This is a genomic window from Streptomyces sp. NBC_00210 (assembly GCF_045160975.1).
Taxonomy (GTDB): domain Bacteria; phylum Actinomycetota; class Actinomycetes; order Streptomycetales; family Streptomycetaceae; genus Streptomyces.
On record NZ_CP108120.1, the window covers coordinates 7,343,629 to 7,365,963 of the forward strand.

16 protein-coding genes and 1 pseudogene are annotated in these 22,335 nt (G+C 71.3%); 7 read left to right on the forward strand and 10 right to left on the reverse strand.

Annotated features, from left to right (window positions below; genetic code table 11):
• Nucleotides 1-179 precede the first annotated feature (179 nt).
• A complete protein-coding gene (locus tag OG729_RS33320; protein WP_405809627.1) occupies nucleotides 180-1,079 on the forward strand; it encodes a hypothetical protein in 900 nt (299 codons plus the stop codon).
• Nucleotides 1,080-1,127: 48 nt separating this feature from the next.
• Complete coding sequence (locus tag OG729_RS33325; RefSeq protein WP_405809629.1) at nucleotides 1,128-5,957, forward strand: hypothetical protein; 4,830 nt, start codon at nucleotides 1,128-1,130, stop codon at nucleotides 5,955-5,957.
• Between the two features lie 204 nt (nucleotides 5,958-6,161).
• Here OG729_RS33325 and OG729_RS33330 read toward each other — a convergent pair whose 3' ends face one another.
• The 4 genes and pseudogenes from OG729_RS33330 to OG729_RS33345 form a co-directional block, all read right to left on the reverse strand.
• Complete coding sequence (locus OG729_RS33330) at nucleotides 6,162-7,031, reverse strand: DUF6924 domain-containing protein (RefSeq protein ID WP_360884630.1); 870 nt, start codon at nucleotides 7,029-7,031, stop codon at nucleotides 6,162-6,164.
• An 83-nt stretch (nucleotides 7,032-7,114) separates the two neighbouring features.
• Complete coding sequence (locus OG729_RS33335; protein ID WP_360884633.1) at nucleotides 7,115-8,134, reverse strand: NucA/NucB deoxyribonuclease domain-containing protein; 1,020 nt, start codon at nucleotides 8,132-8,134, stop codon at nucleotides 7,115-7,117.
• A gap of 232 nt (nucleotides 8,135-8,366) precedes the next feature.
• A pseudogene (locus OG729_RS33340) lies at nucleotides 8,367-8,501 on the reverse strand (MerR family transcriptional regulator); the annotation flags it as partial.
• Nucleotides 8,502-8,546: 45 nt separating this feature from the next.
• On the reverse strand, nucleotides 8,547-8,993 hold the full coding sequence (locus OG729_RS33345) for a hypothetical protein (protein WP_405809631.1): 447 nt from the start codon (nucleotides 8,991-8,993) through the stop codon (nucleotides 8,547-8,549).
• Nucleotides 8,994-9,401: 408 nt separating this feature from the next.
• On the opposite strand from OG729_RS33345, the gene OG729_RS33350 reads away from it, so the two are divergent.
• Genes OG729_RS33350 through OG729_RS33365 form a run of 4 tightly spaced genes read left to right on the forward strand, consistent with a single transcriptional unit; the run spans nucleotide 9,402 to nucleotide 13,649 of the window.
• Nucleotides 9,402-12,197 (forward strand): nitrate- and nitrite sensing domain-containing protein, encoded by a 2,796-nt coding sequence (locus tag OG729_RS33350; protein WP_405809633.1) that lies wholly within the window; start codon nucleotides 9,402-9,404, stop codon nucleotides 12,195-12,197.
• Nucleotides 12,194-12,649: a roadblock/LC7 domain-containing protein gene (locus OG729_RS33355; RefSeq protein WP_360884641.1), complete on the forward strand. Its 456-nt coding sequence runs from the start codon at nucleotides 12,194-12,196 to the stop codon at nucleotides 12,647-12,649. Before OG729_RS33350 ends, OG729_RS33355 begins: the two co-directional genes overlap by 4 nt.
• 9 nt (nucleotides 12,650-12,658) lie before the next feature.
• Nucleotides 12,659-13,063, forward strand: coding sequence for a DUF742 domain-containing protein (locus tag OG729_RS33360; RefSeq protein ID WP_360884644.1), 405 nt, complete (start codon nucleotides 12,659-12,661; stop codon nucleotides 13,061-13,063).
• A complete protein-coding gene (locus OG729_RS33365; RefSeq protein ID WP_360884646.1) occupies nucleotides 13,044-13,649 on the forward strand; it encodes an ATP/GTP-binding protein in 606 nt (201 codons plus the stop codon). The genes OG729_RS33360 and OG729_RS33365 overlap by 20 nt, the downstream gene beginning before the upstream one ends.
• A 150-nt stretch (nucleotides 13,650-13,799) precedes the next feature.
• On the opposite strand, the gene glpK is transcribed toward OG729_RS33365, so the two are convergent.
• From glpK to OG729_RS33390, 5 genes are all read right to left on the reverse strand, one after another.
• Nucleotides 13,800-15,311, reverse strand: a complete 1,512-nt coding sequence (glpK, locus tag OG729_RS33370) for a glycerol kinase GlpK (RefSeq protein WP_360884649.1) — start codon at nucleotides 15,309-15,311, stop codon at nucleotides 13,800-13,802.
• 30 nt (nucleotides 15,312-15,341) lie between these two features.
• Nucleotides 15,342-16,103 (reverse strand): MIP/aquaporin family protein, encoded by a 762-nt coding sequence (locus OG729_RS33375; RefSeq protein ID WP_360884652.1) that lies wholly within the window; start codon nucleotides 16,101-16,103, stop codon nucleotides 15,342-15,344.
• A 289-nt stretch (nucleotides 16,104-16,392) separates the two neighbouring features.
• Nucleotides 16,393-17,583 carry a lipid-transfer protein gene (locus tag OG729_RS33380; protein ID WP_360884655.1) on the reverse strand — a complete coding sequence of 397 codons (1,191 nt, stop codon included), beginning with the start codon at nucleotides 17,581-17,583 and terminating at the stop codon, nucleotides 16,393-16,395.
• On the reverse strand, nucleotides 17,580-18,011 hold the full coding sequence (locus OG729_RS33385) for a Zn-ribbon domain-containing OB-fold protein (protein WP_405811370.1): 432 nt from the start codon (nucleotides 18,009-18,011) through the stop codon (nucleotides 17,580-17,582). Before OG729_RS33385 ends, OG729_RS33380 begins: the two co-directional genes overlap by 4 nt.
• 57 nt (nucleotides 18,012-18,068) lie before the next feature.
• On the reverse strand, nucleotides 18,069-18,905 hold the full coding sequence (locus OG729_RS33390) for a M15 family metallopeptidase (RefSeq protein WP_405809635.1): 837 nt from the start codon (nucleotides 18,903-18,905) through the stop codon (nucleotides 18,069-18,071).
• A 60-nt stretch (nucleotides 18,906-18,965) separates the two neighbouring features.
• Here OG729_RS33390 and OG729_RS33395 point away from each other — a divergent pair, with 60 nt between their 5' ends.
• Complete coding sequence (locus OG729_RS33395) at nucleotides 18,966-19,469, forward strand: NUDIX domain-containing protein (protein WP_360884660.1); 504 nt, start codon at nucleotides 18,966-18,968, stop codon at nucleotides 19,467-19,469.
• Between the two features lie 356 nt (nucleotides 19,470-19,825).
• Here OG729_RS33395 and OG729_RS33400 read toward each other — a convergent pair whose 3' ends face one another.
• Entirely contained in the window at nucleotides 19,826-22,186 is a 2,361-nt protein-coding gene (locus OG729_RS33400; protein ID WP_405809636.1) for a glycoside hydrolase family 31 protein, read from the reverse strand.
• Nucleotides 22,187-22,335 lie beyond the last annotated feature (149 nt).

Sequence of the window (22,335 nt, forward strand, 5' to 3'; positions counted from 1 at the left end):
ATTTCCAGCCTCGCCGGCGTTTGAGGCGCGGGGCCTGGGGCGGCGCCGCAGTTACGGGAAATGGGGGTCCCCCCACGCCCGCCAGGGCGTAGGGGGAGGGTAGGGGAGAGGCTCGCCCACGCGCTCCGTCCCGACCCGCACCACACCCCTCTCAGCCCAGACCTTCCGCAGGAGCACCCGTGACCGACCACCCCGCCGAGCACCACGCCTGGCGTGAGGCCGACGCCCATGACGCGTCGGTCCCGGCCACCCCCGCCGCCGTCACGCCCGCCGACGCCGCCGACGCCGCCCGCCTCGTCTCCTTCGGCCTGCAACCCAAGCTGCTCCCCGCCCGCGACGCCGAGTACGCCGAACTGCTGCGCCGCTACCGCGAAGAACCCGCCTTCGCCCGGCTCGCCGACGCCGTCGCCACCGGCCTCGGGCTCGTCGTGCTCGAAGTCTCCCCGCGCGCGGGCATGGCCGTGGCCGCCGGTGAGGACTCCGTCTTCGCCGTCCGGATGGGCGACTACGCCCGCCGCGCATCCGCCGACTCCGCGGACCGCTTCCTGCACGGCCTGGCCCATCTCGCCGTCGCCGCGATGGCGTTCCCCCGCCCCGAAGACCTCGCCGACGACGGATACATCGGCCGGATCACGGTCAACGGCGTCGACGCCTTCGTACGTCAGGCCTGCCGCCGCCTCGAAGAGCGTGCCGACGAACAGGGCGAGAACACCGACCCGGCCACCGAGGTGCCCGGCCTGGAGGCCGCCTGGCGGATCTACGCACGGCGCAGCGCCACCGGCGCAACCAAGGACGCGCGGCGCCTCGCGGGATCCACCACCGGCATCATCGGCAAGGCCGTCGCCTTCCTCACCGACTCCGGCTTTGTCCAGCGGACCGGCGACGACGCCGGAGGCGCGTACCGCACCACCGCCCGCTACCAGTTGCAGGTGCGCGACATGGCCGGCAGTGCGGCCATGGCCGAGCTCCTGGAGCTCGGCGTCGTGCCGGTCAGCGACGGCACCGCCACCCTGGTTCCGCCGCCCGACACCGACGACCTGGAACTGGCTGCCGACGCCGGCCTGCCCTTCCACGCCTGATCCCCCGTATCTGCCCCGCACGTCTGCCGCCTACGAGAGTCCGCCGCCATGTACGAGCTGTCCCGGGTACGCCTCTACTCCATCGGGCCCGCCGGTGCGCGCTATGCCGACACCGTGCTGGACCTGCGCGGAGTCGGCGAACCGGTGCCCCACCCCGCCCCCACCCAGGCGGAGTTCTTCGAGGAGGAGCCGGTCGGCCCGCCGCGTCGCCCCGCGCCCGCCGGCGTGCTCTTCCTGGAGAACGGCGGCGGTAAGTCCGTACTGCTGAAGCTGATCTTCTCGGTGATGCTCCCGGGCCACCGCAACACCCTCGGCGGCGCCAGCTCCGGCGTGCTGCGCAAGTTCCTGCTCGCCGACGACTGCGGCCATGTCGCCCTGGAGTGGCAGCACACGCTCACCGGCGAGCTGGTCGTGGTCGGCAAGGTCAGCGAATGGCGCGGGCGCCAGGTCTCCAACGACCCGCGGAAGTTCGCCGAAGCCTGGTACTCCTTCCGGCCGGGCCCCGGGCTCAGCCTCGACTCGCTGCCCGTCGCCGAGTCCACGGCCGTCCGCCCGCCCGTGGATGGCGCCTCGGGCGCGCAGGGCCGTCGCCGCACGATGAAGGGCTTCCGGGACGCCATCACCGAGGCGGGCAAGGCGTATCCGCACCTCGATGTGTACTGGGAGGAGATCCACGACCGCTGGAACGAGCACCTGGGCGACGTGGGTCTCGACCCCGAACTCTTCCGATACCAGCGGGAGATGAACGCCGACGAGGGCGAGGCGGCAGGGCTCTTCGCGGTGAAGAAGGACTCCGACTTCACTGATCTGCTGCTGCGCGCCGTCACCGACACGCGCGACACGGACGGGCTCGCCGATCTCATCGGCAGCTTCGGCAACAAGCTCGGCCGCCGCGCCGAACTGACCGCCGAGCGCGACTTCACGGCCGGTTCGGTCGATCTGCTCGGCCGGATCGTGGAGGCGGCCGAGGCCCGGAGCAAGGCGCGGGACATCCACGCGGGCGCGGAGCGCCGTACGCGTACGCTCGCGCGCCGGCTCTCGGCCCGTGCCGTCGAGGAGCGGGGGCGTACGGCCGAGCTCGCCCAGCAGGTCACAGCCGCCGCGCATACCGTGACCGAGGCCGAGCAGGCCCGCGGCCGCAGCTCGCTCATCGCCGCGGAACTGGCCTACCGGCACGCCTCGTTGGCGCTGACCGTCGCGGAGAAGGGTGCGAGCGCACAGCGCCGCGAACTGAGCGACGCGCGGACGCTGCACTCCGCCTGGCAGGCCGCGGAGGCCGTACTGCGCCACCGCGCCGCCGGGGACCGCTCCGCGCGGGTCGCCGCGGCGATCCGCGAGGCCGAGCGGGACGCCGCCCCGGCGCTCGCCGCCCGCGCCAAGGCCGCCGCCGACCTGGTCCGCGCGCTGCACTGCGCGGCGGAGGACGGCGAGCGGGTGGCCAATGAGGAGGAGGAGCGGTCCGCCGCTCTCCAGGAGGCGGGCGAGGCCGCCCACCGTGATGCGACGGCCGCGGCCACGGAGGCGCAGCGCGCCCGCAGCGAGATCGGTCATCTGCGGCAGCGGCTGAGCGAGGTCGAGCAGGAGACGGCCGAGGCGGTACGGGCGGGCTGGCTGGACGACACGGCGCCGGACGCCGACCCGGCGAGGGCCGCGCTGGCGGCGAGCGACGCGGAGAAGACCGCGGTCGTGGCGTGGGACGCGGCCCGCGAGGCCGCGCGCACGACGGCGGACCGCGCGAAGGACGCGGCCGCGGCAGAGGCTCGCGCGGAACTGGCGGCGGCTCGTGCGTCGGACGCGGCGCTGGCGGCGGAGAACGCGTACGAGGCGGAGCGCCGCGCGGCGGACTCGATCGCCCAGGACGAACGCCTGGCGGAACTGCTGAGCCTGCCGCCGACGGTGCAGGCTTCGGTGCCGTCGCCACGCCGGGGCGCGGGGGCGGGGGCGGACGGCCTGTCGCCGGAGGACCTCGGGCAGGAGCGCCCGACGGGCGAGGACGCCGCCGAGGCGGCTGATGCGTCGGGTGGCGGCCTCGCGGACGGCACGGGCGACGGGCGCGACGCCGTCATCGCGAGCGGTCGAACGGCTCGTACCGGCGAGGGGCCGGACTCCGTGCACGGTGGGCCACGCCCCAACACCCCCCTCCGTGCCGCCGAAGAGCCTCTCTCCGCCGAGGAGTTGGACCGGTACGCCGACGAGCTGCGCGAGGTCCTCGACCAGCACGTCGCCTCCGCCGAGCGCCAGCTGTTCGACCTGCGCACCGCTGCCGCCGACGACGCCCGCATCCTCGGAGCGCTCGGCGACGGTGGCCTTCTGCCGCCCGGGCCCGACGTCCTCGCGACCGTCGAGTACCTCGGTGAGCACGGCATCCCCGCCCTCCCCGGCTGGCGCTACCTCGCGCAGGCGGTCGACCCGGCCGACCACGCCGCGGTGCTGGCCGCGCGCCCCGAACTCGTCGACGGTGTGGTGATCACCGATCCGGCCTCGCACGCCCGCGCACGCGACATCCTTGCCGGGGCCGCGCTGTTGCCCCGCTCCACCGTGGCCGTCGGCACGGCCGCCGCGCTGCTCGCGCCGGTGCCCGGACCCGGCACGGGCGGCGCAGGCGACGGGGAGGTGTTCCTCGTACCGCCGAACCCGGCCATGCACGACGAGCACGCGGCCGACGAGGAGCGGCACGCGCTGCGGGCCCGGGCCACCGCGCGGGACGAGGAGATCCGTGCGCTCGCGGCGCGGCTCGCCGGGGACCGTTCGCTCGCCGCCCGCCTCGGCTCGTGGCGGGCGGACTGTCCGCCGGGCATGCTCGCCGAGCTCGCACAGGGTGCGCAGGCCGCGCGTGAAGCCGCCGAAGAAGCAGAGGCAGCGCTCGCCGAGGCCCGTACCGTGCGCGCCGAGGTGGACGAGGCCGCGGCCGACGCCGCCCGAGTCCGCGACGAGCGACAGGACGCGGCCCAGCGCGCCCGGCGGGCCGCCGACGCGCTCGCGGGCCTGGCCTTCCGGCTCCGCGAGCGCGCGGGCTGGCAGCTGAAGCTGCGTGAACTGGCCGACGACGCGGCCGAGTCCGAGGCCCGGGCCGCGACCTGCCTGGAGCGGGCGAAGGCCGCCGACGAGGACCGCCGGGCCGCCCAGCGCGCCGGGGACGACGCCCGTCGCACCGCCCGCGCGCTGCGCGCCGAGCGTGCCGAGATCGCCGGTGCGCCCGAGACACTGCCCGAGGCTGACGAGAACGCACCGCGTGCCGCGCTGCCCGCCCTGCGCGAGGCGTACCGGGCCGCGTCGCAGCTGTACGAAAAGGTGGGAGTCGGCGCCGACCTGCGGGCCGAGCAGGCCAGAGCCGAGAGCGACGAGAGCGCCGCCCTCGCCGAACTCGACCGGCTCACCAACAAGGTCCGCACCCGGGCCGCCCAGCTCCTGGAGGGCACCGACGGGGCCGACGGGCCGTCCCGCCAGGCGGCAGCCGCCCGTGCGGAGTCGCTTGTACAGATGCTGGAGTCGCGTGCGTCGGAGGCGAGCGAGAAGCTGGGCCGGCTCCGCGGCGAGGCCGAGCGACTGGCCCCTGCCGACGGCGAGTCGCACACGGAGCTCCCCGAGGAGCTGGTGCCGGCCGACGCCGAGCGGGCGCAGGTCCTGCTGCGTACTGCCACGGCGGAACTGGCGTCGCGGACCGATGCGTTGGAGACGGCCCGGGCCGCCCACGCCGGACTGCTCCAGGCGCACCGGGTCGCCGAGGACGCGGCAGGCGGCTTCGACGAGACCGCCGCGCTCCTGCGGGACCTGCTGCGGGAGCACCACGACGAGGAGGGTCCTCAAGCGCCCGAGCCCTACCCCGGCACGCTGGAGGAGGCGCGCCACTCGGCCGCCGAGGCCCGCCGCTCACTGCGCGGTTGCGCCACCGATCTGTCCGCCGCCGAGGCCGCCGTGCGGGAAGCGAGCGACATCCTCGTACGGCACGCCAACTCCAGCCGGTACGAGCAGGTGCGCACCCCCGCGCGCCAGCAGATCCGGGAGCTGCCCGCCACGGCGCTGCCGGAGCACGCCGCGAAATGGGCGGAGGCATTCGCCCCCCGGCTGCGGGTGCTGACCGACGAACTGCAGCAGTTGGAGCGCAACCGCGACACGATCGTGGACCGGTTGCGCGGCCTGGTGGAGTCCGCGCTGACGACGCTCCGTTCGGCGCAACGGCTGTCCCGTCTGCCGGAGGGGCTCGGTGAGTGGTCGGGGCAGGAGTTCCTGCGGATCCGCTTCGAGGAGCCGGACCAGACGACGCTCGCCGAGCGGCTTGGCGAGGTCATCGACGAGGCGACCCGGGCTGCCGTGAAGAAGAACTCCGCGGCGGCGTACGGAGAGGGGCGCCGGGACGGGATGTCCCTGCTGCTGCGCGGCGTTCAGGCGGCGCTGCAGCCGAAGGGCATCGCGGTGGAGATCCTCAAGCCGGACGCGGTGCTGCGGGCGGAGCGGGTCCCGGTCGGGCAGATGGGCGACGTCTTCTCCGGCGGCCAGCTGCTCACCGCGGCAATCGCCCTGTACTGCACGATGGCCGCGCTCCGCAGCAACGACCGAGGCCGGGACAAGCACCGGCACGCCGGCACGCTCTTCCTCGACAACCCGATCGGTCGCGCCAACGCGACGTATCTGCTGGAGCTTCAGCGGGCGGTCTCGGATGCGCTGGGCGTCCAACTGCTCTATACGACGGGCCTCTTCGACACTACGGCCCTGGCCGAGTTCCCGCTGGTCATCCGGCTGCGCAATGACGCGGACCTGCGCGCGGGCCTGAAGTACATCAGCGTCGAGGAACACTTGCGGCCCGGTCTGCCGCAGCAGGATCCGACGGGCGAGACGGTCCACGGCGAAATCACCGCGACGCGCATGTTCAAGCGGTAACCGCAGCCCGGGGTGCGGGTTTCGGGCACGCCCCGTCCGCAGTGCGGGCCTTGGGCGTGTCCGGGGTGCCCGGGCCCGCGGGTCCGCGTCGCGGTCGGGGCGCGCCCAGGTCTGCGGGCGCGGGCCTGGGGGCCGCTACGGGGCACAAGTAGACGACAGTGCTGAGGGGGCGCACACCACGTGGTGTGCGCCCCCTCAGCACTGTCAGTAGTGCTCTTCCCGGTAGACGCCGTCGGCGTCGACACCAGAGCCCCACTCACCAAAGCTCGTGTTCGCCAGCTCCATGTTGACGACGAAGGAACCGGCCGCCGCGAGGGTGATCCTGAACGGATCGTCGTCATCGTCGGGCAGGTTGTTCACGGCCAGCAACGGGAACTCTGCGGAGGCCAGTGCCCGCTCGTCGGCGATGAGGACGAGAGTACTGTCGGGCCAGTCCTCGTCATCCCGCCCGATCCGCGCCTGGATCTGATCCGCCGTGAAGCCCGCATAGGCGCGGTTGTCGATGACGGTGATCGACTCGTAGTGCTCCGAGCCTCCTTCGAGGGCCTGGAGCAGGCGTGCCCACTCATCTGGCTGCTCGAAGGACGTCCGCACCAGGAGCGGACCGGCGGACTCCTCGATCGTGGAGGAGGGCGGCTCGGGCTCGGCCCCCGTACGCTCGCCGGGGATGACCTGGATGAGGAAGCGGGGCTTCTTGCCGTCCGACGACCGGTCACCGGCATGGACGCGGATCAGGTAGGGGCCGACTCCTGCGGTGGCGAGATTCTGTTTGCGCAGCGGCTCGTATCCGCTGTCGCACAGGGCGAGGAAGCCGGTCGTGGAGATCACGGTGATCTCTTCGACCTCGTCCCAGCCGCTCTCTGCTCCCGGGTCATCTCCGGCGTAGAGGGTGACGATGGGGTTCTCCAGGGCGCTTCCGGCGTCGATGTGCAGCCAGTCTTTCTCGGCCGCCAGGAACCCGCGTCCGCGCGGCTGCTTGCCGGCGTCGGGGTCCATGACGGCCAGGTCGCCCCACTCCTTCATCTTGAGCGGCCGGGTGCGGCCGTCAAGGAGCGGCCAGTTGGAACGCTGCATGGAGAACCCCCATCGTGCATGCTGTGCCTGCCGGTTACGTCCTGGAAGGGTAGACGGGACCTGTGGCAGGCCCGTTGCGCGCCTTACTTGATACGGACGTAGTAGCCGTCGCCGTTGAGGACGCGCTGGGTCTTGTAGAAGCCGCCGAGGCGGGCGCCCGCGCTGCGGTTGTCACCGGCGGAGATGATGCGGGTGCTGCCGCGGGCCGGGTTGCCGCCCTCCTTGCTGGCAGCGAACGGGTACTCGTCGCAGTCGTACTTCTTGGGGTCCGGGTTGTGCACCTTCGCGCACATGGCCTTGCGGTGGGCGTTGATGGTCTTCTCGTTGGTGATGCGGTGCAGCGGGGTGGAGGCGCCCGGGTGACCGGCGATCCTGCGCTGGGCGTCGAGGATGTGGTTGGCGGACTGCCTCACCTTCGCGTCGCTGCGGGAGAGGGTGAAGACGGGGGAGACGGACGGGAAGACGCAGCCGGGGTTCTTGGTGCGCTTCTTGGGGCCCCAGAACGTGTCGTCGCAGCGGTACTTGGCGGACTTGTAGGTGAAGCCGCCCGCCGTGTAGCCGGGCTTGGTGAAGGTGAACCGGTAGGAGGCCGGGCTGGCGAGCTGCTTCATCTTTCCGACGCTGGCTGCGTAGCCGACGGTTCCCTTGTGGGCTGCGCCGAGGGTGGACCCTTGCGGGAACTTGACGGCGGTCTTGACGCCCTTGCCGCCGCCGACGGAGACGTTGATGTGGATGCCGCCGGCGTTGACGAGCCTGGCCTTGCCGACGGTGAAGCTCTCTCCCCACTTCAGCTTGTTGGTCTTCAGCGTCATGGAGTGCTTGATGTCGAAGGTGGCCGAGCCGACCGGCCTGCCGTTCTTGCGCAGGTCGACGCGGGCGCCGACGTCCATGCACATGCTGGTGCGGGTGATGGTGATGGTGTTGAGCTTGCAGCTCGCGGCGGCGTCCGTGTTGGCGTAGACGGTCTTGACGGCCGGGGCCTGGGCGACGGTGACGCTGTACTTCGCCGGTGCGGCCTGCGCGGTTGCGGCGCTGATGCCGGTGAGGACGAGGGTGCCGAGAGCGGCACCTATGACGGCTTTTCTTGGCGCGCTGATGCGCATGTGTGTGTCCCCTCGTTGGCGGAGGGACGGCACCGCGTCGGGGCTGCCGTCCGTGAGGCGAGCACGCTATGCGCTTCAACGGTCGTGAATCTATTGGTTGTTGGGGCACTGCCTGTTAGGACAAGTCGGGTTTCAGTCAGCAGCGGTGACGGTGAGGACCGCGACGGCGGAGCCCGCTCGGTGACGCGGTACCGCGTCATCGGCTACCGCTGATTGAGCGACGATCAGCGGGAGTTGCTGGGCGGATGCCGAGCCTTGTCGCCAGGGGGCCGACGAACGTGTCGCCGCGTTCTTGCGGTACGGGACCGAGGTCGTGAAGCGCGGCTTCGACGGCCTGAAGGGTGCGGCGTTCGTCGAGAAGCTGGGCGCCGCCGTCACCGTTGACAAACCACCCGCGCCCCGGGCCCGGACGTCAGCCCGTCGCCGACAGCCGCCTGCCCGGCTCCCTTCGCCGTATCCGCGCACTCTCACGCGCAGCCGCTCGCGCCGTCTTCCGCGCCCTGCGGCGCTCCCGGCGCAACTGCCGCGCCGTGCTGCTGGGCATGGACACCACGCCATTGCGCTGATTCCACACCTGGCGGGTCACCCACACATCCAGCACCGCCCACGTCGCCACCACCGTGCTGGCCACACCACTGAGCACCATCGGGAACGCCAGCCACGACCCCGCCAGCGTGCAGAGGAACGCGATCATCGCCTGAATCATCGTCAGCGATGCGATGATCACCGCCCGCACGGCCGCCGTACGGACCGGATCGGCCATGCGCCGTCGCACAGCCGGCTCCTCCACCCAGAGCTGACGCGGGACTTCCGCATAACCCGCCGCCTGCACCTTGCTGCGACGCTCGTCCGTGTCCATGGACCCTGTCACTCCCACCTCTGTCCGACTTCAGGGTGGCTGCCCGCAATCCGCTGCCTTACTCCGGCCGCGGCGGCCCCGCATCGAATGCGGCGAACCCCCGTGCCCCTGCCGACGTACACAGCCCCCGTACACAAGGACGATTGACCGGGTCGGATGATTCCCGCGGAGCGAAGAATTCCAGCCATCTACGACGGTCCGAAAGATGACGTGCCGCCAGGTGTGCTGTGGGGCTGCCGGGAATGCCATCTCCCCGAATACCAGGACAACCCATGATCAACACGTCTGTCGTCGGCCGAAAATAGTCCGGACGTGCCTTCGAGTTGTCAGTGTGACAGTAGTAGGCTCACGCCGTTTGTTGACGGAGGAACGCCACCCGCACCGGGCGGGTTTGAGCAGGGGGAGGCCATGCGCTTTCGCGGGAAGTCCATCCGCCGGAAGATCGTGGCGTTGTTGCTGGTGCCGCTTGTCTCCCTCACCGCCCTCTGGGGCTTCGCCACCGTACTGACCGGTCGGGAGGCCAATCAGCTTCTCGACGTCACTTCCGTTGTGGAAGAAGTCGGTAATCCGGTCGCGGACACCGTCGGCGTCATCCAGAAAGAACGTCGCCAGACGCTCATCTACCTTGCGGACCGCCGCGCTTCGGACGCGCTGCCCAATCTGCGTCGCGAGCGCGAGGCGACCGACAAGGCCATCGCCAAGATCAAAACGAATATGGGGAAGCCCGGAGTCCGCGACGACATGCGCTCCGACAGCTCCCATGAACTCAACTCGCTTCTCGAAGCACTCGACGGTCTTGGCGCCCTGCGCCGCTCGGTCGAGACGGGCACCGTCTCCCGCACTCAGGCGCTGGAGTACTACAACCGCCTCGTCGACCCCTGCTACAGCTTCCTGCTGACGCTCCACGCACTCGACAACGCGGAGATGGAACGGCAGGCCCGAGCCCTCGTCGGCCTCGTCCGCGCTCTCGAAATGCTTTCCCGTGAGGACGCGTTGATCGCCTCCTCCCTCGTCACACGCAATGTCACGGCAGCCGAGATCCGCGCGCTCTCCGACTTCGTCGCCAAGCGCGAGCTGTACTACGAGACCAATCTCGAAGTCCTGCCCGCCGGCGAACGCGAGATCTACAGGCAGTACTGGCGCAGCCCCAAGACCGCCCCCCTGCGCGACGCCGAGGAACGCCTCATCACCGCAGGCCCGGTCGAGGAGACGGGCGCATCGGAGGCCTCGCGCTGGCAGGCGGCCGCCACCCCCGTCATCGACGACCTCGGCCGCGAGGCCAAGGACGCGGGCGTGCGCTACCAGGACCGCTTCAAGCCCGCCGCGTACAGCGTCTTCGTCAAGGCCGGGGTCGCCGGCGTGCTGGGTTTCCTCGCTCTCCTCGTCTCGGTGATCGTCTCCGTACGCATCGGCCGTGACCTTGTGCGCGACCTCTCCCGGCTGCGCAAGGAGGCCCACGAGGTCTCCGGTGTACGGCTGCCCAGCGTGATGCGGCGGCTCGCCGCGGGTGAGCAGGTCGACGTCGAGACCGAGGCGCCGCGCCTCGACTACGACTCGGACGAGATCGGCCAGGCGGGCCAGGCGCTCAACACCCTTCAGCGCGCCGCGGTCGAGGCAGCCGTCCGGCAGGCCGACATGCGGCGCGGAGTCTCCGAGGTCTTCGTCAACCTCGCCCGCCGCAACCAGGTGCTGCTGCACCGTCAGCTGACGCTCCTCGACACGATGGAGCGCCGCACGGAGGACACCGAGGAGCTCGCGGACCTGTTCCGCCTCGACCACCTCACCACCCGTATGCGGCGGCACGCCGAAGGCCTGGTGATCCTCTCCGGTGCCGCCCCGTCCCGCCAGTGGCGCAAGCCGATCCAGCTGATGGACGTCGTACGGGCGGCGGTCGCCGAGGTCGAGGACTACGAGCGCATCGAGGTGCGCCGACTGCCGCGCATCGGCGTCGGCGGCCCGGCCGTCGCCGACCTCACCCACCTCATCGCCGAACTCCTGGAGAACGCCACGGTGTTCTCGCCCCCGCACACCGGTGTCCAGGTGCACGGCGAGCGGGTCGCCAACGGCTTCACCCTCGAAATCCACGACCGCGGTCTCGGCATGGCTCCCGAAGTACTCCTCGACGCCAATCTGCGGCTCGCGGAGACCCCCGAGTTCGAGCTCTCGGACACCGACCGGCTCGGTCTCTTCGTCGTCAGCCGGCTCGCCCAGCGGCAGAACGTCCGCGTCTCGCTGCAGCCTTCGCCGTACGGAGGGACCACGGCGGTCGTCTTCATACCCGCGGCCCTGCTCACCGAGGCCCCCGAGACCCAGGGCACCGGCTTCCGCCTCGACCGCAAGAGCGAGAGTGCTGCCGGACGGCGTGGCAGTGACGGCAAGCTCTCGGCGCTCGCCAAGGTGCCCACCGGTCTCGGCGGCTCGGCGCTGCTCGACGGGCCCGTCGAACTGGAGCCGCCCGTAGGCGCGTTGGGCTTCGACGACCGGACGGTGCTCGGCGGTGTCGACTCCATGACCGGTGTCGACGCGATCAGCGGGGACGGCGACATCGAGGACACCGAGAGCGAGCGTGGCGGAATCTTCCGGGCCCGGGCCCGCGACCGGCGGCGTCAGGCCCCGGACGAGCAGCACCAACAGGCGCTGGACCAGATGCCCGAGCGGCTGCCGGGACCGGTGCCACTGCCCCGCCGCAAGCCGCCGACCCTGGTCACCGACCACGGCCGCAGGGTGGACGAACGGGGCCGTACGCACCCGGCTCCGGCGCCCGGACCGGGCCACGCCGACGAACCCGCGCTCGCGCCCGCCCCGGAGCCACGTCCGGAACCACGTGCCGAGCCGCGCCATGCGCCCTGGCCCGCACCGGCCCCGGCGGCCCCCGCGCCCGCGCCCGCGCCCAAGAAGGCTCCATTGACCGACCAGGCACCCACATCCGAGCCCGCCCCGCTCGACGGCCTGCCCCGTCGAGTCCGCCAGGCCAGCCTCGCCCCCCAGCTCAGGGAGGGCACCGCCGCCGACCAGACGTCGGCCCCGGCCGCGGGGCAGGACATCGAGCGCGACGCGGAACAAGTACGCAACCGTATGGCTTCCATGCAACGAGGCTGGCAGCGCGGCCGCCGCCAGAACGCCGAAGAGGCCGCGACCACCGACCAGGCCGCCGGCCCCGGCGAGACCGCACCAGGAACGACTTTCGAGGGGGACGGTCGATGACCGCACCGCATGCCGCAGCACCGGGCGCCCTTGGCGCCCCGCCGACCGCCAAGGGAGCCGGCGAGCTCAACTGGCTTCTCGACGAACTCGTCGACCGGGTGGCCACCATCCGCAAAGCACTGGTGCTCTCCGGCGACGGCCTCGCCACCGGCACCTCCCGTGACCTGACCCGCGAGGACGGCGAGCATCTCGCCGCCGTGGCCTCCGGATTCCACAGCCTCGCCAAGGGTGTCGGCCGCCACTTCGAGGCGGGCCAGGTCCGCCAGACCGTGGTGGAGCTGGACGAGGCATTCCTCTTCGTCACGGCGGCGGGCGACGGCAGCTGTCTGGCCGTCCTCGCCGACGCGGACTCCGACGTCGGCCTGGTGGCGTACGAGATGACGCTGATGGTCAAGCGGGTCGGAGTCCACCTGTCCACCGCGCCACGGACCGGTCAGACCGCCGGAGGGTGAGTGTGGGGCATGAGTGACTCGGCTCAGCACGCTCAGCAACAGCACCACTTCTTCGACGCCGACGCGGGCCCGGTGGTCCGTCCGTACGCGATGACCCGCGGCCGGACGAGCACCGCGACCCGCCACCGCCTGGATCTGATCGCCCTGGTGGTACCGGAGGTCGCGGCCGACGACCCCGGCCGCGACCAGTCGCTCTCGCCGGAGCATGTGGAGATCGTCGAGCGGTGCGGTGACACCCCACAGTCGATCGCCGAACTCGCGGCCACCCTGGACCTCCCGGTCGGAGTGGTACGCGTCCTGGTCGGCGATCTCGTCGAGGACGCGCTGGTCCACGTAACCCGTCCCGTTCCGCCGGCCGAACTGCCGGACGTGAGCATTCTCCGCGAGGTGATCAATGGTCTTCGGGCGCTCTAGCCGCCGAAAGCCGCTTGTCGAGCCGGTGACCCTGAAGATCCTGGTCGCGGGCGGGTTCGGCGTCGGCAAGACGACCCTGGTGGGTGCGGTCAGCGAGATACGACCACTGCGCACCGAGGAGGCGTTGAGCGAGGCGGGCCGGCCAGTCGACGACATCGAGGGCGTCGAGAGCAAGACGACCACCACGGTGGCCATGGACTTCGGGCGCATCACGCTCCGCGAGGACCTGGTGCTCTATCTCTTCGGCACACCGGGGCAGGACCGCTTCTGGTTCCTCTGGGACGAGCTTGCGCAGGGGGCGCTGGGCGCGGTCGTGCTCGCGGACACCCGCCGCCTGGAGGACTCCTTCGCGGCCATCGACTACTTCGAACGCCGTGCCATTCCCTTCACTGTCGCCGTCAACTGCTTCGAAGGCGCAGGCCGTTTCCCCGGTGAGACGGTACGGGCCGCCCTCGACCTGGACTCCGAGGTGCCGCTGCTGATGTGCGACGCGCGCGAGCGCGAGTCCGCCAAGGAGGTGCTGGTCGCGGTGGTGGAGCATGCGCTGGCCCGCGCCGACCGGCAGCGCGAGCACGCCACGACCTGACGCGGCAGACAGAGCAAGACACGGCCCGTACCCCCACCGACAGGGGTACGGGCCGTGAGCCTTTCGGCGTTGCAGGCCTACGAGGTCCGCGTTGCATGCTTACGAGCTCCGCCTTGCATGCTCACGAGGTGGCGTGGGGGGTCTACGAGGTCACGTCCCGTCCTCCTCGTGCCAGCCGAAGCTCCGCTCCACCGCCTTGCGCCAGTTGTGGTACTCGCGCTCGCGGATCTGCGCCTCCATCCGCGGCGACCACTCCACATCGCGCCGCCAGTGCGCCTTGAGCTCGTCGAGGTCCGACCAGACGCCGGTGGCGAGCCCGGCCGCGTACGCAGCCCCCAGACACGTCGTCTCGGAGACCTTCGGCCGGATCACCGGCACCCCCAGCACATCCGCCTGATGCTGCATCAGCAGATTGTTCGCCGTCATACCGCCGTCGACCTTGAGCGTGGTGATCTGCACGCCGGAGTCCTGGTACATCGCGTCGACGACCTCGCGCGTCTGCCAGCTCGTGGCCTCGAGCACCGCTCGCGCCAGATGCCCCTTGGTGACGTACCGGGTCAGGCCGGTGATGACACCGCGCGCGTCGGAGCGCCAGTACGGGGCGAAGAGCCCGGAGAAGGCGGGCACGATGTATGCACCCCCGTTGTCGTCCACGCTCGCCGCCAAGGTCTCGATCTCGTCGGCGCTGCGGATGATGCCCAACTGGTCCCGGAACCACTGCACCAGCGCACCGGTGATGGCGATCGAGCCTTCCAGACAGTAGACCGGTGCCTCGTCGCCGATCTTGTAGCCCAGCGTGGTGATGAGTCCGCTCTTGGACGGCACGGGCCGGTTGCCGGTGTTCAGGAGCAGGAAGCTGCCGGTGCCGTATGTGTTCTTGGCCGTGCCCGTGTCGTAGCAGGCCTGTCCGAAGATCGCGGCCTGCTGGTCGCCGAGCGCCGAGGCCACCGGCACGCCCGCGAGCTGGCCGACCGCCGTCCCGTACACCTCTGCCGACGACCTGATCTCCGGGAGCACTGCCTGCGGGACGTTCATCGCGGAGAGGATCGCCGGATCCCACTCGAGGGTCTGGAGATTCATCAGCATGGTGCGCGACGCGTTGGTCACATCGGTGACATGGACCCCGCCCTCCGTGCCGCCGGTGAGGTTCCAGATCAGCCAGGAGTCGATGGTGCCGAAGGCGATCTCGCCGCGCTCGGCCCGGCTGCGCAGCCCGGGCACATTGTCCAGCAGCCAGGCCGCCTTGGGCCCGGAGAAGTAGCTGGCGAGCGGCAGCCCGGTCGCGTCGCGGAAACGGTCCTGCCCGTCCGTGCCCCCCAGCTCGTTGCAGAGCCCGGAGGTACGGGTGTCCTGCCAGACGATCGCGTTGTGCACCGGCTTTCCGGTCGACCGGTCCCAAAGGACCGTCGTCTCCCGCTGGTTGGTGATGCCGAGCGCGCTGAGCTGGTCGGCGCGCAGCCCCGCCTTGGCGATCGCCCCCGCCACCACCGCCTGCACCTTGGACCAGATCTCGGTGGCGTCGTGCTCCACCCAGCCCGGCTTGGGGAAGATCTGACGGTGCTCACGCTGGTCGACGGCGACGATCGCGCCGTCCTGGTTGAAGATGATGCAGCGGCTGGACGTGGTGCCCTGGTCGATTGCGGCGACGAACTTGTCCGTCATGACATCCCCTTGTCAATGAGGCCGGAAGGCCTAGAAGGCTGCGTTGAAGATGAGGCCGGCCAGCAGCCCGCCGATAGCGGGTCCGGCCACCGGCACCCAGGCGTAACCCCAGTCGGAGGTGCCCTTGTTGGGGATCGGCAGCAGTGCGTGGGTGATGCGTGGTCCCAGGTCACGGGCCGGGTTGATGGCGTAACCCGTCGGTCCGCCGAGCGACAGACCGATGCCCACGACCAGTAGCGACACCAGCAGGATGGAGATGCCCGAGCCGTAGATCCCGGCGTCCTGCCCGGGTATCTGGCCGATGCCGATGCCGTCGTTCTTGCCGAAGGCGAGAATCGGCAGCACCAGGCCGATCGTCGCGATGATCTCGGTGATCAGGTTGGCCACGGGATTACGGATTTCCGGACCGGTCGAGAAGATCCCGAGCGTGGGCTGTGCGTTCGCCGTGTCCGCATTGGCCCGGAACTGCGCGAAGTAGACGAGATAGGCCAGTACGGCGCCGAGGATCGCGCCGACCATCTGCGCCAGGATGTAGAGCGGGACTTTGCTCCACTCCCCGGTGTCGACGGCGACGCCGAGTGTCACGGCCGGATTGAGATGCCCGCCCGACAGCGGTGCGGCGGTGTACGCGCCCGCCAGCACGCCGAAGCCCCAGCCGAAGGCGATGACGACCCAGCCCGCGGCCTTTGCCTTGGAGTGATGGAGCGTGACGGCGGCGCATACGCCCGCGCCGAAGAGGATGAGTATCGCGGTGCCGATGACCTCACCGACGAAAATGTCTCCGTTGCTCATGGCGGCTCCTAGGCCCTCGCCCGGGGCCCGGCCCCGGTACTCAGTGCAGGGTGCTTGCTCCATGGCATGCCATGGCTACGGAGCCGGAGGCAGCGGAATCCGCGCCCTGCCCGGCGTCCGTGACGAGCATGGTGAGCGTGCCGAAGTGTGCGGCGATGCCGACGAAGAGGCAGTGTTCACCGGACGTGATGGGTCGTCAAGGTCGTTGACATCAAGTGCAGTTCACGGCCGATGCGTTTGACACGCTAGCGGGGAACGTAAGGCAGTGGGAGTACGCCTCGAAGGTTCTTCAGCGAATGGCCACGATCGCCGAACCATGGCCGAAAAGCCCCTGGTTCGCGCTGATTCCGGTGCGGGCACCCGGCACTTGCCGCTCTCCGGCAGTACCGCGCAACTGCCAGGTCAGCTCACAGACCTGGGCGATGGCCTGGGCGGGCACGGCCTCGCCGAAGGAGGCGAGGCCGCCGCTGGCGTTCACCGGGATGCGGCCGCCGAGCGCGGTGGCGCCCTCGTGCACCAGCTTGGCGCCCTCGCCGGTCCCGCACAGGCCGATGTCCTCGTACCACTCCAGCTCGAGCGCGGTGGAGAGGTCGTACACCTCGGCGAGCGAGAGGTCCTCGGGGCCGATGCCGGCCTCCTCGTACGCGGCCCGGGCGATCGAGGCCCGGAAGGAGTCCGGTGACGGCGCCACGACGGCTGCCGAGTCGGTCGCGATGTCCGGGAGATCGAGTACGGCCTTCGGATACGTCGGTGTGACGGTGGAGACCGCGCGGATACGGACGGGGTCGGCGGCACCGTGCCGGCGCGCGAAGTCCATGCTCGACAGCACCAGTGCGGCCGCGCCGTCGGACGTCGCGCAGATGTCGAGCAGCCGCAGCGGATCGGCGACGACCGCGGAGGCGGCGACGTCCTCGGCCGAGACCCTTGTGCGGTAGCGGGCGTTGGGGTTGAGCGCGCCGGCCGCCGCGTTCTTCACCTTGACCAGCGCGAAGTCCTCGGGGGAGTCGCCGTACAGGGCCATGCGGCGGCGCGCGTACAGCCCGAAGTAGGCGGGGTTCGTCGCGCCGAGCAGCCGGAAGCGCAGCCAGTCGGGATCGTCTGGCCGCTCGCCTCCGGCCGGCGCGAAGAAGCCCTTGGGTGCCGAGTCCGCGCCCACCACCAGGACGACGTCGGCCAGGCCGGCCAGGATCTGCGCGCGTGCAGTGCTGATCGCCTGCGCTCCGGAGGCGCAGGCCGCGTAGACGCTGGTGACGCGTGCCCCCTGCCAGCCCAGTGCCTGCGCGAAGGTCGCCCCCGCCACATACCCCGGATAGCCGCAGCGCACGGTATCCGCGCCGATGACCGACTGCACCTGCCGCCAGTCGATTTCCGCGTCGGCGAGCGCGGCTCTGGCCGCCGCTGTCCCGTACTGGACGAAACTGCGGCCCCATTTGCCCCAGGGGTGCATTCCGGCCCCGAGGACTGCCACATCGCCGGTCATGAAGCCACCCCCACGGGCCGCCAGTGCCAGGTCGTCCAGAGGGTGTCCGGGTCCTCGTTCAGTACGCCCGGCACGATCTCGACCTCCATCCCGACCGCGAGATCGGCGACCGTCACACCGGGCACGGCCTGCCCGAGGACCACCATGCGCTCGGCCTCGAGTTCGACGGCGAGGAGCGTGTACGGCTCCCACTCGACGGCCGGATCGGAGACGTACGGCGCGGGCGGGCGGTAGCGCCCGTCCGTGTACGACCACACCCGGCCCCGCTTGGACAGGGGTACCTCCACCAGTTCCCCGCCCCCGCATGCCGGGTTGCGGCAGAAGGAGTCCTCGCGCGGGAAGAAGACGGACGAACAGGCCGTGCAGCGGGTGCCGAGCAGCCGGAAGCCCTCCTCACCGCCGTCCTGTGTGAACCATCCGGCCACCACGGGCCGCTGCGGCGTGCGCGTCAAGGTCCCTCCCCGGCACAGTGATCTGACGATACGTCAGAAGTGTGCCACGGATCGGTGATTTCCGGCGACCGACCGCGAAGAGACGGGGAAGTCGAAGAAGGTGTCCGGGAACGGCTCCGGCTTGTAGGTGAAGTGCCACCACTCCTCAGGCAGATTCACAAAGCCGACCGCGCTCAGCGTGCTCTTGAGGAGCTGCCGGTTGGCGCGCTGCTCGCCCTGGATCCTGGGGTCGTCGGTGTGTGACAGCGTGTCGAAGCAGTCGAACCCGGTCCCCATGTCCACGGAATTGTCCGGGAAGCGTGCGGACCTGGGGGCATAGCAGGGGATGAGGGGCTCACCCGGGATGTACGGCCTGGTCGGCAGTGCCGGGAGCTCGACGACGGTGAGGTCGACCGTGCTGCCACGGCTGTGTCCGGACTTCTCGGCGATGTAACCGTCGGCGAACAGACGCGACTTGTCGACGTGTGGATAGAACTCCTTTTTCATGGCCTCGTCCTCGAGGTCCTTGGCCCACCGTACGAAGTGGTCGACGGCCCGTTGGGGCCGGTAACAGTCGTACACCTTCAGCGAGTAGCCCTGCCTGAGCAGCGTCTGCTGCGCACGGTGGAGCGCCTGCGCGGCAGGCAGCGTGAGGATGCAGAGTGGCTGGCGATAGCCGTCGATCCGCTCGCCCACGAAGTTGTGCGGGGTGGTGTAGCGCATCTCCTGAATGATCGTCCGGTCGACGGTGCGCAGCGCCACGAACTCGCGAGGGGCCGTGGGCTCCGAGTGGGCCCGGGCGGCGGGGGCCGCGGCGGTGGACGCGGTGACGGCGAGCAGGGCGGCGGCCGTCGCGACGAGGGTGCGGAAGGCGGAAGCAAGTCCTGTCATGTGCACACCGTCTATCAGTTCCCGGCCCCGCGGGAAAGGGCGATCGGATACAGTCCGCGCGTGCCCAAGGACTCCCACTGCGGCAACTGCGGAGCGTCGTACGGCCCGGTCACGGACTGGCCCCGCACCTGCGCTGCCTGCGGCGACACGGCCTACCGCAATCCACTGCCCGTCGCTGTCGCGCTACTGCCCGCGCGGTCGGCGGACGGAACCGGACTGGTCGTCATCACCCGCACGATCGACCCCGGACGCGGAGGCGTCGCGCTGCCGGGCGGCTTCATCGACCATGCCGAGGACTGGCAGCGGGCGGTCGTCCGGGAACTCAAGGAGGAGACCGGCATCGAGGCGTCCCCCGACGAGGTCCGCCTCGCGGACGCCCTGAGCTCCCCGGACGGCCACTTGCTCCTGTTCGGCCTGCTGCCGGAACGGGACGCGACGACACTGCCGCCCCCGCGCCCGACGGATGAGACGACGGGCTGGCACCTGCTGCAAGGGCCGAAGGAGTTGACGTTCCCGCTGCACACGATCGCGGCGAGGCGATGGTTCGAGGGACGCTACGAGTAGTCACCGGGTTCGTGGTTGCCGTGGGCCAGGGGGCGTTGGTGGTTGCTCAAGTCCTCCTGGTTCGTGGTTGCCGTGGGCCAGGGGGCGTTGGTGGTTGCTGCTCGGTGGGTGGTTTCGCGAGCGAGCCGGCTAACTGTTTGCCGCCCTTGCAGCGCGGGCGAGCCGCGGGGCGGTGGCTGGGCGGCGCGAAGCTGCCGCTGCCCGGGGTGCTGGGGCGCAGCCCCTGCGGCTCCTTCTCCCGGGGTCTGGGGGCGCCGCCCCCAGTTTCGGGAAGGGGCGGGGTGGGGGAAATCCCCCCAGCCGAGCCACGGCACCCCGCACCCGGGGGCGCCCGCTACCGGACCGCGCCCCCACCCCTAGCTCCCCGCCCCCAACCCCCGCACCCTCACCCGCCAACGCGGCGGCCCCGAGCCCTCCGGCCGCTTGTGCTTCACCACGACCCGGCCGTCCACCAGACGCGTCGTATACGGCTCCACCTCCGCCGCCTCCCAGCCGTCGCCCGCGTCCGGGACCACCAGGCCCCCGCCCTTGCGCCCCTCCGCAGGCGCCCAGACCTCCAGCTCCATCGCGCCGTCCGCGCCCCGCACCGGAATCACCGCACCACCCCGAGCCAGTACCGGGATACGTGACAGGGGCGCGTCCACAAGCACCTGCCCGGGTCCGTCGTACGCCCGCTCCGTCGCCGTGTCGTACCACCGCCCCCGCGGCAGCCGCACCGCCCGCCGGTCCGTGCCGGGCTCCAGCACCGGCGCGACCAGCAGCGCGTCCCCGAGCAGAAACGCGTCCTCGCAGTCGCGCAGCACCCTGTCCTGCGGGGCGCTCCACCACAGCGGCCGCGCATAGGGCGCCCCGGTCAACCGGGCCAGGTGCGCCAGTGTGACGAAGTAGGGCAGCAGCCGCTCCCGTTCGACGAGCGCGGCCCTCGCATGGGCGAGCACCTCGGGCCCGAATTCCCACGGCTCCCTGCGCCCCGCGTCGATCGCCGCATGCGTACGGAACAGCGGCAGCTGCGCCCCCAGCTGGAACCAGCGCAGATACAGCTCGGGCGACGGACTGCCGTCGAACCCGCCGATATCGGGACCGGAGTACGGCACGCCGCACAGCCCGAGCCCGAGTACCAGCGAGAGCGAGGCGCGCAGCCCGGGCCAGCCGGTGGACACATCGCCGGACCAGGTGCCCCCGTACCGCTGCATACCCGCCCAGCCGGAGCGGGAGAAGAGGAACGGCCGTTGCTCGGGACGCAGCCGCCGCAGTCCCTCGTACCCCGCACGCGCCATCGAGAGGCCGTACAGATTGTGCGCCTCCCGGTGGTCGCCGCCCTTCCCGTCCAGTGCATGCCGGGCGGACCGCGGCAGCGTCATGTCGCCGAAGGGAGTGAAGGACACCGGCTCGTTCATGTCGTGCCACACCCCGGAGAAGCCCTGCGCGAGCCGTTCCTCGTACCGCTCGCCCCACCACCGGCGCACCGCCGGATCGGTGAAGTCCGGATAGACGCAGTCGCCCGGCCACACGACGCCCCGCACCTCCCGCCCGTCCGCGTCCCGTACGAACGCCCCCGCCGCGGACCCACTGTCGTACACCTCGTTCCCGCGCTCCGCCTTCACCGCCGGGTCCACGATCGAGACCAGCCGCACCCCCTCTTCGCGCAGATCCTTCGCCATCCCCGGCAGGTCGGGGAAGCGCTCCCGGTCCACGGTGAAGACCTGAAACCCGTCGTAGTGGTCGATGTCGAGATGGATCGCGGTCAGCGGCAGCTCCCGTTCCCGGTAGCCGGCCGCGATCCGGCGGACTTCCCGCTCGCTGCCGAACCCCCACCGCGCGTGCTGCGGGCCGAGCGCCCAGGACGGTGGCACCGCGGGCGCGCCCGTCAGCCGGGTCCAGCCGCGCAGCACCCGCGCAGGCGTGCCCACCACCACCCAGCAGCGCAGCGGCCCGCCGTCCATACGCACCTCGCTGGTGCCGGACCGGTCGTGCCCGGAGCCGGCGCCCTCCTCGCCCTCCCTCAGGGTGACCCGGCCGTCCCAGGAGTTGTCGTGGAAGGCGAGATGCGTGCCCGCGTCGGCCACCACCAGCTGGACCGGCATGGTGATGTACAGCGGATCGTCGTCGGGGCCGAACGCGCCCCGGGGATCGGTGTTCCACAGCCGGTAGCTGCCGTTCCGCAGGCGGGGACCGGACGCCCGGCCGCCGAGCCCGAAGAAGCGTGCGTCCGCGGGCACTTGGGTCCGCTGCACCCACCGCGCCGGCCCGCCCTGCACCGGCTCCCACCAGCGGGGCGGCAGATCCCGGCGCAGCACGACACCCCCCGGCGTGCGGATCTCCACGGCGCCGTGCCGGGACACTTCCACCGTCACCCGTTCCGACACCACGCGCCAGCCGCCGTCCTTGTCGGGCTCCAGCTCCGCCCGCGGATCCGGCTCCGGAGGGGCGCCTGCGAGGGCGTACGAGGGCTCGGGCCCGGCGCCGTCCCAGCCCCAGAAGACCGCGCCGCCCGCCGTGACCTGGATAAGCAGTTCAGAACGGGCGAACCTGACGATCCCGCCCCCCGGCAGCGGCTCGGCCCCGCTCACCAGGCCGGGCACTCTGGCTCGCTCCGCCCCTCTCGACGGCAACCCCCGGGCGTCGGTCCGCCGCTGCCGCCAGGCCGAGCGTGCCGCGCGCACCCCCTGCACCGTTCCGAAGATCCTCACCGAGCGCACCAGACCACGACCGTTCATGCAGATCAGCCTGCCATCCGCCCGAGGTCGCATGGGGTTTGTTCAACTCCCGTTCACCCGTGGTGAGACCACATATTCCAAGGCGCGACCATGGGTGGGGAGCCCTGGTGCGAAAGACGATCACATGGCATCGTCCCTGTCAGCCGCGT

Excerpts from the sequence above, each read along its gene's own strand:
- OG729_RS33325 (WP_405809629.1), top strand. The coding sequence starts at position 1,128 with ATGTACGAGCTGTCCCGGGTACGCCTCTACTCCATCGGGCCCGCCGGT.
- OG729_RS33330 (WP_360884630.1), bottom strand. The coding sequence starts at position 7,031 with ATGCAGCGTTCCAACTGGCCGCTCCTTGACGGCCGCACCCGGCCGCTC.
- OG729_RS33335 (WP_360884633.1), bottom strand. The coding sequence starts at position 8,134 with ATGCGCATCAGCGCGCCAAGAAAAGCCGTCATAGGTGCCGCTCTCGGC.
- OG729_RS33345 (WP_405809631.1), bottom strand. The coding sequence starts at position 8,993 with ATGGACACGGACGAGCGTCGCAGCAAGGTGCAGGCGGCGGGTTATGCG.
- OG729_RS33350 (WP_405809633.1), top strand. The coding sequence starts at position 9,402 with ATGCGCTTTCGCGGGAAGTCCATCCGCCGGAAGATCGTGGCGTTGTTG.
- OG729_RS33355 (WP_360884641.1), top strand. The coding sequence starts at position 12,194 with ATGACCGCACCGCATGCCGCAGCACCGGGCGCCCTTGGCGCCCCGCCG.
- OG729_RS33360 (WP_360884644.1), top strand. The coding sequence starts at position 12,659 with ATGAGTGACTCGGCTCAGCACGCTCAGCAACAGCACCACTTCTTCGAC.
- OG729_RS33365 (WP_360884646.1), top strand. The coding sequence starts at position 13,044 with ATGGTCTTCGGGCGCTCTAGCCGCCGAAAGCCGCTTGTCGAGCCGGTG.
- glpK (WP_360884649.1), bottom strand. The coding sequence starts at position 15,311 with ATGACGGACAAGTTCGTCGCCGCAATCGACCAGGGCACCACGTCCAGC.
- OG729_RS33375 (WP_360884652.1), bottom strand. The coding sequence starts at position 16,103 with ATGAGCAACGGAGACATTTTCGTCGGTGAGGTCATCGGCACCGCGATA.
- OG729_RS33380 (WP_360884655.1), bottom strand. The coding sequence starts at position 17,583 with ATGACCGGCGATGTGGCAGTCCTCGGGGCCGGAATGCACCCCTGGGGC.
- OG729_RS33390 (WP_405809635.1), bottom strand. The coding sequence starts at position 18,905 with ATGACAGGACTTGCTTCCGCCTTCCGCACCCTCGTCGCGACGGCCGCC.
- OG729_RS33400 (WP_405809636.1), bottom strand. The coding sequence starts at position 22,186 with ATGAACGGTCGTGGTCTGGTGCGCTCGGTGAGGATCTTCGGAACGGTG.